17 protein-coding genes are annotated in these 16,659 nt (G+C 67.9%); 10 read left to right on the top strand and 7 right to left on the bottom strand.

Annotated features, from left to right (window positions below; genetic code table 11):
- Positions 1-77 precede the first annotated feature (77 nt).
- Positions 78-1,829, top strand: coding sequence for a beta strand repeat-containing protein (locus ABR737_RS04075; protein ID WP_350248807.1), 1,752 nt, complete (start codon positions 78-80; stop codon positions 1,827-1,829).
- Positions 1,830-2,013: 184 nt separating this feature from the next.
- Positions 2,014-2,670 carry a class I SAM-dependent methyltransferase gene (locus ABR737_RS04070; RefSeq protein ID WP_350248806.1) on the top strand — a complete coding sequence of 219 codons (657 nt, stop codon included), beginning with the start codon at positions 2,014-2,016 and terminating at the stop codon, positions 2,668-2,670.
- Positions 2,671-2,748: 78 nt separating this feature from the next.
- Here the strand turns inward: ABR737_RS04070 and ABR737_RS04065 are convergent, their stop codons facing one another.
- Together ABR737_RS04065 and ABR737_RS04060 are read right to left on the bottom strand one after the other, a co-directional pair.
- Complete coding sequence (locus tag ABR737_RS04065; protein ID WP_350248805.1) at positions 2,749-2,979, bottom strand: DUF6480 family protein; 231 nt, start codon at positions 2,977-2,979, stop codon at positions 2,749-2,751.
- Between the two features lie 136 nt (positions 2,980-3,115).
- Complete coding sequence (locus ABR737_RS04060; RefSeq protein ID WP_350248804.1) at positions 3,116-3,307, bottom strand: hypothetical protein; 192 nt, start codon at positions 3,305-3,307, stop codon at positions 3,116-3,118.
- A 185-nt stretch (positions 3,308-3,492) separates the two neighbouring features.
- Here ABR737_RS04060 and ABR737_RS04055 point away from each other — a divergent pair, with 185 nt between their 5' ends.
- The 3 genes from ABR737_RS04055 to ABR737_RS04045 all read left to right on the top strand — a co-directional run bounded on the left by ABR737_RS04055 (position 3,493) and on the right by ABR737_RS04045 (position 6,481).
- Positions 3,493-4,626: a glutathione-independent formaldehyde dehydrogenase gene (locus tag ABR737_RS04055; RefSeq protein ID WP_350248803.1), complete on the top strand. Its 1,134-nt coding sequence runs from the start codon at positions 3,493-3,495 to the stop codon at positions 4,624-4,626.
- Positions 4,627-4,962: 336 nt separating this feature from the next.
- A complete protein-coding gene (locus tag ABR737_RS04050; RefSeq protein ID WP_350248802.1) occupies positions 4,963-5,391 on the top strand; it encodes an STAS domain-containing protein in 429 nt (142 codons plus the stop codon).
- Positions 5,392-5,719: 328 nt separating this feature from the next.
- The gene (locus ABR737_RS04045) at positions 5,720-6,481 is read left to right on the top strand and encodes a MerR family transcriptional regulator (protein ID WP_350248801.1); all 762 of its coding nucleotides are present in this window, start codon (positions 5,720-5,722) and stop codon (positions 6,479-6,481) included.
- Positions 6,482-6,583: 102 nt separating this feature from the next.
- Here the strand turns inward: ABR737_RS04045 and ABR737_RS04040 are convergent, their stop codons facing one another.
- A complete protein-coding gene (locus ABR737_RS04040; RefSeq protein WP_350248800.1) occupies positions 6,584-7,189 on the bottom strand; it encodes a TetR/AcrR family transcriptional regulator in 606 nt (201 codons plus the stop codon).
- A gap of 390 nt (positions 7,190-7,579) precedes the next feature.
- On the opposite strand from ABR737_RS04040, the gene ABR737_RS04035 reads away from it, so the two are divergent.
- On the top strand, positions 7,580-8,788 hold the full coding sequence (locus ABR737_RS04035) for an FAD-dependent oxidoreductase (RefSeq protein ID WP_350248799.1): 1,209 nt from the start codon (positions 7,580-7,582) through the stop codon (positions 8,786-8,788).
- A gap of 16 nt (positions 8,789-8,804) precedes the next feature.
- Positions 8,805-9,338, top strand: coding sequence for a GNAT family N-acetyltransferase (locus ABR737_RS04030; protein ID WP_350248798.1), 534 nt, complete (start codon positions 8,805-8,807; stop codon positions 9,336-9,338).
- A 128-nt stretch (positions 9,339-9,466) separates the two neighbouring features.
- Here ABR737_RS04030 and ABR737_RS04025 read toward each other — a convergent pair whose 3' ends face one another.
- Complete coding sequence (locus ABR737_RS04025) at positions 9,467-10,192, bottom strand: class I SAM-dependent methyltransferase (protein ID WP_350248797.1); 726 nt, start codon at positions 10,190-10,192, stop codon at positions 9,467-9,469.
- Positions 10,193-10,504: 312 nt separating this feature from the next.
- Here ABR737_RS04025 and ABR737_RS04020 point away from each other — a divergent pair, with 312 nt between their 5' ends.
- Positions 10,505-11,638, top strand: coding sequence for a PP2C family protein-serine/threonine phosphatase (locus ABR737_RS04020; RefSeq protein ID WP_350248796.1), 1,134 nt, complete (start codon positions 10,505-10,507; stop codon positions 11,636-11,638).
- A 328-nt stretch (positions 11,639-11,966) separates the two neighbouring features.
- Here ABR737_RS04020 and ABR737_RS04015 read toward each other — a convergent pair whose 3' ends face one another.
- Positions 11,967-12,662, bottom strand: a complete 696-nt coding sequence (locus tag ABR737_RS04015; RefSeq protein ID WP_350248795.1) for a DUF4328 domain-containing protein — start codon at positions 12,660-12,662, stop codon at positions 11,967-11,969.
- 296 nt (positions 12,663-12,958) lie between these two features.
- On the opposite strand from ABR737_RS04015, the gene ABR737_RS04010 reads away from it, so the two are divergent.
- Together ABR737_RS04010 and ABR737_RS04005 are read left to right on the top strand one after the other, a co-directional pair.
- Positions 12,959-13,480 carry a hypothetical protein gene (locus ABR737_RS04010; protein ID WP_350248794.1) on the top strand — a complete coding sequence of 174 codons (522 nt, stop codon included), beginning with the start codon at positions 12,959-12,961 and terminating at the stop codon, positions 13,478-13,480.
- On the top strand, positions 13,467-13,838 hold the full coding sequence (locus tag ABR737_RS04005) for a transcriptional regulator (RefSeq protein ID WP_350248793.1): 372 nt from the start codon (positions 13,467-13,469) through the stop codon (positions 13,836-13,838). Before ABR737_RS04010 ends, ABR737_RS04005 begins: the two co-directional genes overlap by 14 nt.
- A 179-nt stretch (positions 13,839-14,017) precedes the next feature.
- Here the strand turns inward: ABR737_RS04005 and ABR737_RS04000 are convergent, their stop codons facing one another.
- Both ABR737_RS04000 and ABR737_RS03995 read right to left on the bottom strand, forming a co-directional pair.
- Positions 14,018-15,082: an NAD(+)/NADH kinase gene (locus ABR737_RS04000; protein ID WP_350248792.1), complete on the bottom strand. Its 1,065-nt coding sequence runs from the start codon at positions 15,080-15,082 to the stop codon at positions 14,018-14,020.
- A 428-nt stretch (positions 15,083-15,510) separates the two neighbouring features.
- On the bottom strand, positions 15,511-15,834 hold the full coding sequence (locus ABR737_RS03995; RefSeq protein ID WP_350248791.1) for a hypothetical protein: 324 nt from the start codon (positions 15,832-15,834) through the stop codon (positions 15,511-15,513).
- Positions 15,835-16,659 lie beyond the last annotated feature (825 nt).

Genomic DNA, 16,659 nt, shown 5'->3' with positions numbered 1-16,659 from the left:
GTGACGCCCCCGCGCCCTGGCCGACCACCGCCGGCCAGGGCGCGATGCCCAGGCGGTACAAGAAGGAGACAAGCATCATGGCCCCCGTAGTGACCAGTGTCAGCCCCACTCAAGGTCTTCCAGCGGGGGGTACCAACGTCACCATCACCGGCTCCGGGTTCACCGGCGCCACCATGGTCAGGTTCGGCCCCAACGGAACCACCTTTGTCATCGTCAGCGATACGCAGATCACGGCCAAGACGCCCCCGGGGACCGGTACGGTTCAGGTCACGGTCACGGCGCCGACCGGGACCAGCAGCCAGAACGTCTTCTTCAGCTACACCCCGGCTCCCGTAATCACCACACTCATTCCGACGTCGGGGCCGACGGCGGGTGGCAATGTGGTGACGGTCAACGGCACGAACCTGTCCGGTGCGAGTTCGGTGAAGTTCGGGGGTAATTCGGGGGTCGTTCTGACCAATACTGCTACTCAGATCACGGTCATTGCGCCTGCGGGTGGGGGCACGGTCAATGTCACGGTGACTACGGCGGGTGGTACGAGCAATGGCCTTGCCTATACCTATGTCGCCGTTCCCGTGCCAGTGCTCAGTAGTCTGAGTCCGACGTCGGGGCCGACGGCGGGTGGCAATGTGGTGACGGTCAACGGCACGAACCTGTCCGGTGCGAGTTCGGTGAAGTTCGGGGGTAATTCGGGGGTCGTTCTGACCAATACTGCTACTCAGATCACGGTCATTGCGCCTGCGGGTGGGGGCACGGTCAATGTCACGGTGACTACGGCGGGTGGTACGAGCAACGGCCTTGCCTATACCTATGTCGCCGTTCCCGTTCCGGCTATCAGTAGTCTGAGCCCGACCTCTGGGCCGACGGCGGGTGGCAATGTGGTCACGGTCAACGGCACCAATCTCTCTGGTGCGACTTCGGTGCTCTTCGGGGGCAGTCCCGCCTCCATCCTCACCAATACCGCCACCCAGATCACGGTCAGCGCCCCGGCAGGAACCGGTACGGTCAACGTGACGGTCAGCACGGCGGGCGGCACGAGCAATGGCCTGGCTTATACGTACGTCGCTGTTGCCGTCCCGGTGCTCAGTAGTCTGAGTCCGACGTCGGGGCCGACGGCGGGTGGCAATGTGGTGACGATCAACGGCACCAATCTCTCCGGTGCGAGTTCGGTGAAGTTCGGGAGCAACGCGGCGACCATCCTCACCAATACCGCCGGCCAGATCACCGTCATCGCGCCCGCGGGCCCGCCGTCCTCGCTCAATGTCACGGTCACCACGGCAGGCGGCACCAGTAATCCCCTGCCGTACTTCTATCTCGCCGCACCCACCCTCAGCGATTTGTCCCCGCACCTCGGCCCGGCCACCGGAGGCAACACCGTCACCGTCTTCGGCACCAACCTGACACTCACCAACGCCGTGAACTTCGGGGGGAATCCGGCCATTGCCATCACCGTGGTCTCCGACAACCAACTGACCGTGACCGCTCCGGCCGGGTCCGGCACGGTCGTCGTCACCGTCACCACACCGGGCGGCACCAGCACGGCGGCCACCGGGAATCCGTACTACACCTACCTCGGAGCGCCCGTCCTGACCAGCCTCACCCCCTCCCATGGCGCTGATCTCGGGGGCGACGCGATCCTGCTGGGCGGCAGCAACCTCACCTACACCGACGCGGTGTCCTTCGGCGGAGTCCCGGCCTCGTTCTCGGCGATCTCCGACACCCAGGTCGTCGCGACCTCCCCGGGCGGAGCGCCCGGCACGGTGAATGTCGTGGTGCACACCCCGGCCGGAAATAGCAACGCCCTGCCGTACGTCTACGACCCCTCCTAGGGAGCGATCTTCCTGGACCTCGCGCCGAGTTGTCGTACGGGGACGCCCTGCGCGAGTGTCGAGGGGAGGGTCATCCCGACAAAAGCGACCGCACCCGACCGCACCCGAGCCTGCCCATGCCGACTCCGCTGACGCTTCCTCAATCGAGCGGACGCAGGAACCGGGGATTTGGTGGACTGATGCCATGACGCCACTGCCGCCGCGAGTCCTCCGAGCCCTCGAACGGTTCAATGCGGCCCACCCCTGGGACCACAACGCCCACTACCACCGGTGGATTCTGCGGCAACTTCCCGAACACTTCGCCAGGGCCCTGGACATCGGCTCCGGCAGCGGTGACCTGGCCCGGCTCCTGGCCACAGGCGCCAACGAGGTCCAGGGAATCGACTCCGACCCGGTGATCATCTCCCGGGCGCAGCGGCTGACTTCTCCGGCAACCCCGGTGACCTTCACGGTCGCAGACGCGCTGACCGGGATCCCTGCCGGTTCCTACGACGTCATCACCTGCGTCGCCACCATCCACCATCTGCCCTTCACCGAAGCTCTCACCGTCCTCCGCCGGCACCTGGCCCCCGGCGGAACCCTGGTGATCGTCGGCCTCTCCCGGGCGCAGACGGCCGGGGACTATCTGCTCGGCGCCCTCGCAAGCCCACTGAATGCCGCCACCGGGTGGCTCAAGAACAAGGGCCGCAGGGCACCCCGCCCGGTCGCGATGACCGCCCTGGCCCGGCCGGCGGACATGAGCTTTTCCGACATCGTCGGTGAGGCCCAGCACGCCCTGCCCGGCGCCCGGCTGCGCCGCCGACTGTTCTGGCGCTACACGCTCGTATGGCACCGCCCGTGAGCGGACCTCAAGATCGCCTGGCTGCCTGCTTACCTGCCCGGACGCCCGGCTCTGCCTAATGGAGCGGGTCGGGCGCGGTCACAGTGCCACGGTCACCGCGTAGGCAATGAAGAACGCTGCGCAGAGCACGACGATGATGGCAAGGATGATGACGGGTCCTGTCGCCCAGCCGCGGGTCTGCTTGTCGCGGGGGCCGGTCTCCGCCCCGGTGCTTCCCTCGCCCGGCGGGGTTTCCCCTGGGGGTACCCCGACTCCTGGCGCGACGCCGGGGCTGTGGCGTGGATCCGGTTCGGAATATTGAGAGCCCATGCCTGCAGTTTGCCCCGTTTTGCCGGAAATAAGTGGGGAGTGGCTGCAGTCCTGCTCATGGCCGGAGCGCCGGGGCAGCCCACCCGGATCATCCATGCAGTTCAGAGGCGTACGCGGCGAATCCGTAACCGGCGGGTCAACGGTCGGCGATGTCCTCACGGAGGCCGTCGGAGAATTCCCACCACGACAGCGGGAGCCAGTCGCCGTTCACAAACGCATCGACAGTCGCACCGCGACCGCGGACGGTAACCGTGGTCCCGGTCGGGTACGAGGTGCCGGACAGGCCGAGCACCGGTACCAGCAAGGTCCCCAGTCGCTGTGCTGCCACGTGTCGCCCTCCCTCTTTCGTTTCTCGGTGCGACATTGCGATACCCAGCGTGGATATCACCTCTCACGTTACCGGCTTGCTGCATGCAGTAGAGCGGAGAATCATGAGGGATAGGTCACGTCAAAAGGCGGGGGAGTGGTGGGGGGAATTCTGCATGCTATCCGCCGATCGGAAGGTGGCAGCAAATGAAAGCCGTCGTCTACAAAGGGCCGTACTCCGTGGAGGTCGAGGATGTCGAGAAGCCCGGCATCCAGCACCCCAACGAGGTGATCGTAAAGATCACCTCCACTGCGATCTGCGGCTCTGACCTGCATATGTACGAAGGCCGCACGGCGGCCGAGCCGGGCATCGTCTTCGGCCACGAGAACATGGGGATCATCGAAGAACTCGGTGACGGCGTCACCTCGCTCAAGGAGGGCGACCGTGTGGTCATGCCCTTCAATGTCGCCTGCGGGTTCTGCGTCAATTGCGTCGAGGGATATACCGCTTTCTGTCAGACCGTCAACCCAGGATTTGCGGGCGGCGCTTACGGCTATGTCGCCATGGGGCCCTGGGTAGGCGGCCAGGCGGAATATCTTCGCGTTCCTTACGCCGACTTCAACTGCCTGAAACTGCCGCCGGGAAACGAGCACGAGACCGACTTCATGCTGCTCGCTGACATCTTCCCCACCGGATACCACGGCTGCGAACTCGCCCAGGTGCGCCCGGGGGAGAGCGTCGCGGTGTACGGCGGCGGGCCGGTGGGGCTCATGGCTGCTTACTCGGCTCTCCTGCGCGGAGCCAGCAAAGTTTTCGTCGTCGACCGGGTCCCTGAGCGACTGGAGAAAGCCCGGGAGATCGGCGCGGTCCCGGTCAACTTCGCCGAGGGCGACCCGGTACAGCAGATCAAGGACCAGACGAGCGGCGCAGGAACGGACAAGGGCGTGGACGCCGTCGGCTATCAGGCGATGGCGCACGGCATGGCCCGCGAGGAACCGGCCACGGTCCTGAACTCGCTCGTCGGCACGGTGCGGGCCACCGGCGCCCTCGGTGTGCCGGGCCTGTACGTTCCGGCCGATCCGGGAGGCCCTGACGAGCAGGCCAAGCGGGGCATGCTCCTGGTGTCGATCGGCAAGCTCTTCGAGAAGGGCCTGCGCATGGGTACCGGGCAGTGCAACGTGAAGCGCTACAACCGACAGCTGCGCGACATGATCATCGAGGGCCGGGCGGCACCGAGCTTCGTCGTCTCGCATGAACTGCCTCTTGACCAGGCGGCCTCCGCGTACGACAAGTTCGACAAGCGCATCGAGGGCTACACGAAGGTCATCCTGCATCCGTAGACCTCCATCCGTGGACCTCGCGCGGCGCTGCGATTCTGACGGGCGGGCCATACCGGCGTGGCTCTGGCCTGGCGTCTTTCGCCGGCTGAGGCAGTCCGACCGCGCTGCCGGGTGGCCTGCCGGGGGGCGCTCCCCGACTCGGCCTGCGCCTCAGACGTATCCCGCCGACACGCGCCGGGTGTCTCCGCCGTCGACAGCATCTCGGACTGCTGTTCCGGCTCTGTCTGAAGTAAGGATGACGGGGTACGCGAGCCCCACCGGTCAGCGGCACTGATCAACGGCAACCGATCAACTGAATCCGATCAACTGAAACCGATCGACGGAAAGGTGGAGGTCGTGTCCGAGTCCTACGAGTTGAGCGTCGAGGTGAAGGTCACCGAGCCGGAGGTGGCGGTGGTGACCGTGTCGGGGGATCTTGACGGCGAGACCGGCACCTCCCTTCACCACCAGCTGGCCAACCAGATCGTGCATGGCAGGCGGTATCTGGTGTTGGACCTGCGAGCCGTGCCGTTCATGGATTCCTCGGGGTTGAACATTCTCATTCGTGCGTCCAACGAGGCCAAGCGCCTTGACGGGAGCCTGCACCTGGCGGCGGTGTCCGAAGTGGTGCTGCGCCTGCTCGACCTGACCGGAATCAGCGTGACGACTCCGGTCCACGCGACCCCTGAGGACGCCCTCGCCGTGATCGCGTCACAGCGCTCGGCCGAGCCGGGGCGGGCGGATGCGGAGGCCTGCCCTGCGTCGTCCGCCTCGACTCCCACCTGACGGCGAAGAGCGTCGTTCGCCGCCGCCCGCCCCCAGGGGCCAGCCCTTCCCCAGCGGTCAGCCCTTCCCGAAGCGCACCGCGGGGAAGGCGCCCGCTGCCCTGAGTGTTCTGGTGAAGCCGCCGGCCGGCTCGGTAAGGGCTGCCGGGACCATTCGCGGCGTACACCTCGACTCGACCGTCGACATCAGCGGCCCATGCACAACCGGCGACACCCCTCATACCCCAAGCCAGCGCGCGGCGCTTGAAGCTGCCCCTGCGGCAGCTTCTACCGTCTTGGCCAGGGGCCGGAGGGACCGGCCCGGTGAAGCACTCGTGAGGGAGGCGGAGATGGCCTGGCCTATCGCGGAGGTCGCCCGGATGTCGGGAGTGACGGCCCGGACGCTGCGGCACTATGACGAGATCGGTCTGCTGCCGCCGGCCCGGATCGGGACCAACGGTCACCGCTATTACGAGGAGCGCCAGCTACTGCTGCTGCAACAGATCCTCGTCCTACGGGCGTTGGGCCTGGGGCTGCCCGAGATCGGCCGGGTCCTGGCCGCGCAGGTCGACGAGCTGGAGGCGCTGCGCGGCCATCTCCGTCGGCTGCTCGCCGAGCGCGACCGGCTTGACGCGCTGGCCGGCACCGTCTCCCGCACCATCACCGAACTGGAGCGATCCAGGAAGGACGGCAGGCCCATGACCAGCATCAACCGACCGGAGAACCTGTTCGAGGGTGTGCAGCCCACCCAATACGGAGAGAACCTGCGTGACTTCCCGGAGCTTGCCGAGAAGGTCGAGCAGCGCACTTCGACGATGAGCCAGGCCGAGATCGAGGCCGGGCACCGGGCGCGCACGGCGCAGATGATCCGGATGGCCGAGGTGATGGCCGCCGGTACACCCGCCGACGCGGGTCCGGCGCAGGCCGAAGTCGATGCGCAGTACCGGATGTTGAAGGAGCTCTGGGCGGTCTCCGCCACGGAGTTCCGTGCGATCGGCCGTTCCTGTGTGGAGAACGAGCAGTGGCGCGCGGCCTACGACGCGATCGCGCCGGGCCTGGCCGAGTATCAGCGCGACGCCATGGAGGTGTACGCCACCGCCCGGCTGAGCTGAGCCGGCACCGTACACGCAGGAACCCGTCGGCTGCGGTTCCCGGCGTGCCCGGCAGGTCAGAGGCGACGACAACGACAGGCCGACCTCGGACCGGACCCGTGGTCACCCTTCCTGGCCGGGAGGGTCTTCCTGCCTGGCCAGGGGCGTGGTGGCCCAGCCGTGCTCCAGCAGGGCGAACAGGTCGCGCAGGGTCCGGGCCGGGTCTTCGCTTGCGCGGGCGATGCCGGGGGCTTCCAGGGCGAAGCGTGCCAGCCCGGTGACGGCGGGAGTGTGGGGGGCAAGGCCGGTGGCATCGGCGAGGGCGGCGGCCAGTGCTTTCTCGTGGCGCGACCACATACGCCGGGCGTAGTCCCGTAGTGCGGGGGTGGATTCGACGAGGGCAAACGTGGGGTCGTCGGTCCGCACGACGGTCCGGGTGCGCACCATGTGGTCGCGCAGGGCGTGCAGAACGGGCTGACCCGGGGCTCGGTCCCGGACGGCGGTGACCAGAGCGCTCTCCATGTCCGTATCCAGGTCGAAGACGAGGGCTTCCTTGCTGGGGAAGTGCTTGAAGAGCGTACTCAGCGAGACATCGGCCGCCTCCGCCACTTCGCGTACACCGACCTGGTCGAAGCCGCGCTCCGTGAACAGCCGCAGTGCGGCATCAGCCAGGGCTTGCCTGGTCTGGGCCTTTTTGCGCTCGCGGCGCCCTGTCGTCGTCTCGGCCATGCCCCCACCTTATCCCCTTGAGAGGATTCGATCGTCAAGGCGATCAGATAAAAAGTCGGAGCAGTTGTACTTTTGGAACTGCTGTGCTTCTGTTGATGGGGGAGACCGGGGTACCCCGGCCGGCGCCCAACCAGCTGCCGGCACCGGGCCGCTCCCTCACCGAAGCCCCCGGGAGCCCCGGAGTCACCGGAACGTTTGATCTGTCATGCCTGAAATCGGCCCGTCGGAAGCCGCCGATGAAGAAGACGCAGAAGCTGTGCCGCACGCCCGCCGCCCCGCCTCATGTATCAGGGCAGCACCACAAAGCACCTGCACGATCCACCCCTGCACTCCCCGCACGTCCACCCTCTGCACCTGCACACTCTTCATCCCTGGAACGGAGCGTGACTCATGTCCACCACCCCTCGCATCGCGATCGTCGGTGCCGGCCCGGGTGGCCTCGTCTGCGCGAGAATCCTGCAGCAGCGGGGCCTGCCGGTGACGGTCTTCGAGCGTGAGGCCGGTCCCCACTCCCGCTCGCAGGGCGGCACCCTCGACATCCACGAAGACACCGGCCAGGTCGCCCTGCGCGCCGCCGGACTCTTCGACCGGTTCCTCGCCTTGTCCCGGCCCGACGGCCAGGAGTGGCGCCTCTACGACCGTCATGCAGCCCTGGTACGCCACGATCAGGCCGACGAAGACGATCTCGGCAGGCCAGAGATCGACCGCGGCCGGCTGCGGACCCTCCTGCTGGACTCCCTCGCCCCCAATACGGTCCGCTGGAACCACTCCGTGCAGGCCGTCACGCAGCTGCCCCACGGCAAAGCCCGACTGCACCACCACGACCGTGCCGTGGAGGACTTCGACCTGGTCATCGGCGCCGACGGTGCCTGGTCCCGGGTACGCCCCGCGCTCTCCGATGCCCAACCCTCCTACGCCGGTGTCACGATGGTGGAAGCCCATTTCAATGACGTCGACCACCGTCACCCCGGCATCGCCGGCCTGGTCGGTGGCGGCACCATGACGGCGAAGGCGGGCCGCCGCAGCCTGGTGCTGCAGCGCAACAGCAACGGACATGTCCGCGCCTACATCACCTTCCGCGGCCCCCTGGACTGGCACACCGGCCTCGACCTCGACGACACCGAGGCCGTACGAAGCCGCCTCCTCGCCCTCTATCAGGGCTGGGACGAGAGCCTGCTGGACATCCTGCGCGACAACGAGGGCGGTTTCCTCAACCGGCCCATGTTCGTCCTTCCCGTTCCCCACGTGTGGCCGCGCGTGCCTGGCATCACCCTGCTCGGCGACGCCGCCCACCTGATGCCACCCGCCGGCGTCGGCGCCAACCTCGCCCTGCTCGACGGTGCCGAACTCGCCCAAGCCGTCATCGGCCACCCCACCATCGACAAGGCCCTCGACGCCTACGAAAGCGTCATGCTGCCCCGCGCCATCGACAACGCCAGGACGACACAGCAGATGCTCACCACCCTCATGCCCGACACCGACACCGACACCGGAGCCGATTCCGAGACCGATTCCGGCTCCGACGCCGCCGCTTTCCCCGACCCCCTCTGGCCGGCCGGCGGCCTCCTCCCTGACGCGGCCCCCGCTCACACCAGCTGAGGAGGGGAGACGGCTCATGGACGACAGCATTCGAGTGCGAGAGGCATCGGCCGAGGACGTGGCAGCGATGACGGACATCCACACCCGGGCCCGCAGTGCCTACTACGCCGCGGGTGGGGTGGCCGCAGCGGAACTGGCCGACCCGCTGGCACGGGAAAAACGACGGAACGGGTGGGAAAGGGCCATTGTGTCGCCCGGCATGACCGCACTGTGCGCGCTGGACCCTGAGGGCAGGGTGGTAGGGGCCCTCGCGATGGGACCGCCGAAGGACTCCGACATCGACATATCGGTCTTTCGCCAGTTGTTCCAGATCCACGTCCATCCGGACGCTTGGGGACGCGGGACAGGCGGTGCGCTGCACCGTGCGTTCACCGGAAGGCTTGTGGCGGGCGGATTCGGCGGCGGGGTTCTGGAGGCATGGGAGGGCAACGCCCGGGCCCGGAGGTTCTACGACCGGCACAGCTGGTGTGTGGACGGGGAGCGACGGCCCGGACCCGGGGGAGCCGATTACGTGCGGATGCGGCTGGGTCTGGGTCTGGGGCTCAGCTGACGAGGAGGGGCGACGGCCTCATCGGCTCTGCTGGAGGATCTCGCAGACGGCCGAAGCCCTGGGTCCTCCAGGTCGCCGTGCGCTCTCGTTCCTCCTCCACTCCAGGTCATGGACGTCGTGACTCCAGGTCATGGACGTCGCGCGACGAAGACGAACTCTCGGCCCGGCCGGTCAGGGGCATCGCGCACGTCTTCCACCGCAAAGCCGTGCGCGATCAGGTCCTGCTCGATCTCCTGCCGCTCACGGAAGCGCAACGTCGAATCCGAGGTCAACACCTGCCCGTCCGCAGCGAACACACAGGTACCCCGAAAGGTCACCAGCGGCAGGCTCACCTCGATCAGCTGGACCCAGCTCTCGACGGCCCCGACGCCTGGAATCCGCGTCACGCGGTAGGAGCTTTCGCGGTGCCATTCCTCCCAGGCGCGTCTCGCCGGATCCCGGGTCTCGAACACCAGATGTCCGCCGGGCCGCAGCGCTTCGTAGGCACCCTGCAGAGTCTTGCGCCACAACGACGGATCGGCGATTTCCTGGGCCACGTTCGCTGTCATCGTCGCCAGGTCGACCTGCAGTGGCGGGAGGGCTGTGGCATCACCGCAGATCCAGCGCACTCGCATACTGCCCGGTTTGGCCCGGGCGACATCGAGGGACGCCTCGGCGGGATCGATGCCGACCACCTCGATCCCGCGATCGGCCAGGAGGAGGGCGAACACTCCTGTGCCGCAGCCGATGTCCAGCACCCGATGTGCCCTGAACTCCTCCGCCATCCGGACGTAGGCATCGAGATCACTGCGATCTGGGTCGAGCGGATCGTAGAGCGCGGCGAGCCGTGGATGCCCAGGGCGCTTGTCAGTCATGCCGCCGAACGTATGCGGCGCCGGCCCCGGGCAGCTATCTGTTTTCGCCTGCACCCGGTTCCGTACGGCGGCATCGCCTGCACCGGACCGCGACGTCGCCTGCACCGGAGCGCGACATTGCGTGTACGGGACCGCGACGTCGTGTACACCGGCCGTTGATCGTTCGGTCGCGGTATCGGTCGCCGTATGGGGCGCCGTATCGGTCCGCCCCGGCCCGGGGCATTGGGCCGTTCGGCCGCAGTGGAGTGTCACTGTGGTCGGCCCCGCTGCCACGAGGCCGCCGGGAGGGCAGAATGACCTGATAATGACCTGATGAGGGTGTTGCCCGTGTGGTCACAGGTACGCCGCTTGGTTCCCGCCGCGGTGATCGCTCTCGCGGCGTTGGTGAATCTGCTGACGCCTCCTTCGGTGTCGTCCGCTGCCCTGCTGGCCGTGGCGCCGGTGACAGCGGTCTCGCTGCTCAGCCCGGTCGGCATCGTCGGCATCGGCCTGACGGCGATGATGGTGCAGGGGGGCCTGGCGTTCGCCGACGGAAGCTACGACTGGCAGGGCGACGCGGCCGTCCAGATCACCCTGGCGGCTGTCACCGTGCTGGCGGTCGGACTGAACCGGTCGCTGCGCACCCAGCATGTGAGCGCGAGCCGGGCACGCTACGCCGCGGAGGTCGCCCAGCGCGCTGTGCTGCCCAGACCCCCGAGCAGGCTGGGGGACCTGCGGATCGCCGCCCGCTACGTACCGGCCGAAGACATGGCACTGATCGGTGGCGATCTCTATGTGATGCAGGAGACGCCGTTCGGGGTGCGCGCCATGATCGGCGACGTGCGGGGCAAGGGACTGTCCGCCGTCACGGCGGTCAGCGTCGACATCGGGGTCTTCCGCTACGCCGCCGACCACGAACCTGACCTGCCCGCTCTGGTGGACTGCATGGAGGAGGCCCTGTTGCGCGAAAGCCAGCGCCGGGAGGGCCTGGATGCAACGGAGGGGTTCACCACCGCCCTGATCGTTCAGTTCGCCACCGACCTGGCCCAGGTCCACATCGTCAACCGCGGCCACCCCGCACCTCTGCTGCTGCACGCGGACGGCCGAGCGTTCCTGCTGGAGCCGAAGGAGGAAGCGCCGCCCCTGGGCGTCACCGCCCTCGGGGCCTGGACCTCACCCGTGGAGACGCACCCCTTCCCACCTGGGGCGATGCTGTTGTGCTTCACCGACGGTGTCACCGAGGCCCGCGACCCGGCCGGCGTCTTCTACGACCCCGCCGAGCGCGTCCCCCACATGATGCAGTCCTACCGGCGCCAGACCGGCCATTTCCCGGAACCTTCGACGGTCCTCGACTTCCTCGCCCGTGACGTCAGCCGCCACAGCGGCGGCGCACCCCAGGACGACCAGGCCCTCCTCGCACTGCACCGGCCCCTGCCGCAACAGGACCTCCTCGCCCGGCCGCTATGACCGTGCCGTCTCTGCGCATGACCGCGGCTGGCCGCTGTGCATGACCCTGTCCGGTCTCTGCGACCGTGTGTCTCCGTGACCATGTGTTTCCGTGCCCCGGCACCTCGGTGACCGTAGCCGTCGGCCGCCCGGTGGAGATGCCGCACCTCGCAGTCAGGAGGAGGAGCTGACCGAGGAAGCAGCAGTGCGATGAATGCGGCGGGCTCGTCCTCCGGCAGACGGCAGACGGCAGACGGCAGACGGCAGACGAGCGGTCGATGGCCCGACCCCGGCCGGAGCCGGGCCCGTGAGCACCCGATGGCCCGCTGCCGTCAGAGTGCGGGTGTTGTCAGAGCGCAGGCCCTCGCAGTGCCTTCTCGTGCTGCATGCGGGTGAGGCGGCGTACGAAGAAGATGGCAAGGACGGCGGCCATGATGTTGAAGACGTCGCTCGCCATGAGCCCAGCGATCGCCCCCTTGATCTCTTCCGGTTCCGCGGCCCTCGCGAACCGCTGGCCGGCCAGGCGTCCGAAGACCAGGTTCACGATCCACAGCGCCCACCACGAGTTGAGCAGCCCCCTGGACCGGGACTTGTCGTCGGCACTGGCATTCCAGATGTCGGTGGCTATCTGCCGGGGAAACCACAGATTGACCACCGGCACGATCCAGCCCCATATCGCCCAGCCACGCTTCCTCCGGTGGTACTCGGGGGCGAAGACCTCTGCGTTGACGCGGGTGCGGTGGAACCAGACGACAAAGACCACGGCGGTCGCGACGGTGGTCGCGAGCTGCACGGTGCCGGACGCCTCGTACAGCGCGTCCGCCTGGCCGATCTCCCGCGAGGACACGGAGCCGAAGTTGCGGATGAGTCTGCGGACCAGCTCGTACGAATGCCGGCCCTGCCACAGCGCGAACAGATCCGCGCCGATGACGAGGCCGAGCAGGACCATCACGGCCTTCGAGAGTCCTAGCGGCGAGCGGAGAACGGCTCGCGGACCGGGCGGAACGGACCAGCCGGATGGCGGCGGCAGTGGTGCGACGGGCATGTCAGACATGCGAAACCCCCCACGGGTTCAGGAGCAGTGAGTTTGTGCACGCAGTGGGACGTCTCTCCCCGAAACGGTCCAAGCGGCAGGCGGAACTTACGCGGTTCACACACCCTCTGTCCACTGAAAAGGGACAGACCGTATGGTCCCGCTCTTTCGCTCCAATCACCACACGAGCCCCATCAGTGCTGGCGCTTCCCGTTGGGGCAAGCACTTGCCTGCGGAGAAAGTGGTTGGTAGCTTTCCACTCAGGCAAGTGCTTTGCTGCCCCACGACCCCGCCCTCGGAGGTGGCCCGTGTCCCCTGAGCTCGATGCCGAACACGCAGCCCGCGCCCTGGAGGACGTCCAGCGGCGACGTGACCAGGCGATAGAGGCGCAACGTCAGCCCCGTTGGTTCTCGATTGCCTGGGGCGCGCATCTGTTCCTGGTCCTCGCCACCCCCGACCTGCTGCCGCTGCTCCATCTGGAACGGTGGTGGCCGTGGTGCTTCGGAGTTCTGGCGCCCCTGACAACGGCGTTTCTCATCGGCCAGTACACGCGATGGGGGCGGAGTCTGCTCGGTCTTCCTCCGGGGTTGCAGATGCGGGGGATCATCCCGCCGGGCTTGGCGGAGCGCCGAACTCACCGGCGGATGGTCGTCTTCTTCGGGGTCGCGGCTGTGGTGATCCTGACGTGTGGGGTACTCCTGACCTACATCCCGTACTGGCACCTGCTGATGGGGATTGCTCTCGGGCTGGCGACGGTGCTCCAGTCCAACCGTCAGTCCGAGCGACTCAAGAGCCTCGGCCACCTCGGATACGCCCATGACCGCTCCTGAAATCGACCCGTTGCTGCTGGACCCCACCCGCCTGTCGATCACCGCACTGCTGGCAGCCACTCGATGGGCCGAGTTCAAGTTCGTCCGCGACTCCCTGAACCTGTCGGATTCGGCGCTGTCCAAACAGATCGGCACGCTGGGTAAACGAGGACTCGTCGAGGTGAAGAAGGGCTACGTCGGCAAGACCCCCCGTACCTGGCTGAACTTGAGCCGCGACGGACACCTCGCGCTGCAGGCCCATCTGGCGGCACTCCAGGACATCGCGGCCCGGTCGGCGCAACACGTATCCGGCGGGGACGGAGACGGTGAGGAAGCCGGGGAAGGGGTCGGAGGCGGGGCCGGATCAGTGGAGCCGTAGCCACTGGACCGAGGAAGCTATGCCCGTGGGTGTCGCGGTGAAGAGGCCTCATCCACCTGTGCACACCTGACGCTGGTGACCGAGGCCAGGGCGATTGCCCCACCTCTCCACACCTCACGCCACCTCTGCTTTCCGGGTTTGCACCGCGGCGACGTAAGGGCGGGTCGCCCAGGCTCAGATCAGTCCACGTCCAGGGGGAGTGGCGGGAGACGCAGGTGCGCGAGATCTGCGGGGGGCGGGGTGGTGTGGGGCCACAAGGGGGTCACGTCGGTGTCGGCTGCGGCGGGGGCGTCGGTCAGGCGCATGCGCTCCCGCAGCCGGCCGTAGAAATCGGTCGGTCCGAGTCGTACGACACGCAGACGCTGCGGAGCCGCGTAGACGCCGATCCAGTCCCCCGGGTCGAGGACGCCGCGCAACTGGCCGTCGACGCTCACCGCCGCGCGGCCGGAGTGTCCCAGGACGCGCAGGGCAACGGCCTCGTCGGGGGCGGCGACCACCGAGCGGTTGAAGGTCATGTGCGGGGCGACGGGGGTGAAGACGATGGCATCGGCTGCGGGGGAGATGACCGGGCCGCCGGCGGCGAAGCTGTAGGCGGTGGATCCGGTGGGCGTGGCGACCAGGACTGCGTCGGCGGAGTAGGAGGCGAGTAGTCGGCCCGAGAGGTACACACCGAGGGAAACCTGCCGGTCACGGGCGAGTTTTTCCAGGACGATGTCGTTGAGGGCCGTCAGGTTGAGCGCCACACCCCAGTCGCGGGCGACGGCGCAGTCGGTGCGTACCAGCGGCGGAGGGAGCGCGGGACCCCGGCCGTAGCGCAGGAGCGCTTCCATTCCCTCGGGGAGTCCCAGCGGCCGGGACGCCCGCATCGTCAGCATCAGACGGGTCTCGACATCCACCTGACCGCCGTGGATGGTGTCCAGCGCGCATTCGACGTCGTCGGCGGGGACTTCGGTCAGGAAGCCGAGGGTGCCGAGGTCGACGCCGAGGACCAGAGCGTCGTTCTGCGCGGCCAGGCGCGCTCCACGGAGGAAGGTGCCGTCCCCTCCGAGTGTGACGATCAGGTCGGGGCCGCCGGCGGCGTCGACCTCCTCACGCGCGTCCCGCCGTTGCTCGTCCGGATTCCATACATCAATGGCGACGCAGCCGACGCCCTGGCGTACGCACCACCGTCGGACGACGTCGGCGGCCGCTACGGCGGCGGGACGCCCTTCGTGGACGACGACGCCCACCTGTTGCACGCTCACGCAGTGTCCTCTCCCTCTGAACGCCCGTGTGTACACCGGTGGGAGCACCGTTGCTTCGGATGGCTGCAGGCGTTCCGGCAATCGGCAATCGGCAATCGGCAATCGGCAATCGGCAACCGGCAACCGGCAACCGGCAACGGTCACCGTCGACCGGCGACGCGCCACCAGAGACAGGCGGTCGGCGCGGGGGCTATGCCCACCGTTGATCGCACCCGGCCCACCAGGAACGCCCACAGGAAGCGAGCGAACCCCGCGCTGATGCACCGTGCGATGGCCGGTTGCGCCATGCGACGGCCGATGCCCCGAGAGGCAGTTTTCACCCGGTATGGGCCAATGGGTGCGTATTTACAGGGCATATTAACGGACGAAGCCATACCAAGAGCGTGAAGCCTCGCCAAGGATCAGATACCCGGCCTGTGGCGGCAACGTCATGCGGACGTGCTCGGGGGCGCCCGGTGGGTACGGCCTTCCGGGCCAGGCGGTTGCGGGTGCCCGGTGCCGGTCAGGTCGCCGGCGGTCAGCGCGATCCACAACGACAGCACCGCAAGAGGAAGTTCGACCAGACAGGCGGTGGCCAATGCGACGAGAATGCCACCCGCCTCCCCAAGGGGCGTGGTCATCACGTCGAACCAGGCATCGACCACGAGCATGGTCGTCACCGCCACGGCCGCAAGGTCCAGGTGCCGGTGCCGTCGGTGGGCGAGCACCGCCGTCAGCAGGATGACGGCGGCCAGGCCGATGTCGAATCCCACCCACGGTGCGTCGTAGGAAGCCAACGTGGCCCGCCGGGGAAGCGTGAACGCCAGATACAGGGTCCAGGGGACCAGTGCTACCCCAAGGGTCGTGAACAGAGGAACGACCCACCGCGGTGTCGGACGGATTCTCATAATGCCGCCGACTCCGGATTTCCGAACCGCTCTCACCCGCGCACCTCTGCATCGTCGGTACCGCTCAGTCGCTACCGAAATATTATGAAGAGGTCCTACTCGTTCGCCGCACCTCGGCGACCGGCCACGGGGGGCTGGTGCACGGAGAAAAGGTCCGGCCCCAGGAGTCCTCCTGTGGCCGGGGTGGCCGGGGTGGCCGGGGTGGCCGGGATGCCCGTGGCGGCCTTGGCGGCCAGAGCTATCGGGGCAGCAAGGCCCAGGTGCGGGTGCTGTTCCGGCGCTCCGTCAGGTCGCCGTCGTAGGCGCGGGGGACGGCGAACGGTGCGGGTGTCGCCAAGGGCGCGGAGGAGGCCGGTGCCCAAGGTGTGGAGCTCCTTGCCCCGCAGAGGACGACACCGGACCGATCGCAGGATCCAGGAATGCCCCGCCTCCTCCGAGGCGTGTGGTCACATGGGGCCTTGCACCGGGGAAGAGGGGCAGTAGTGGTCGATCAGTCCTGCGTCGCGGTGGGGCCGGGCGGCGCGGTGAGCTTCGGAATGGTCGAACCGGGGCCGGCGTCCGTGCAGCAGGAATGATGCGGCGCGTGAGGCCAGACGGCTGAGGCGAGTCTTCATCGGTCTCCGTTCGTAGCATTCAGTACATCGAGCTTCTGGTACATCGAGTACCCGGTACCTCGATCATTCGGCACTC

It is taken from the genome of Streptomyces sp. Edi2 (genome assembly GCF_040253635.1).
GTDB lineage: Bacteria > Actinomycetota > Actinomycetes > Streptomycetales > Streptomycetaceae > Streptomyces.
The sequence above is the reverse complement of the archived record's forward strand: the minus strand, read 5'-3'. Positions and strand labels throughout refer to the sequence as shown.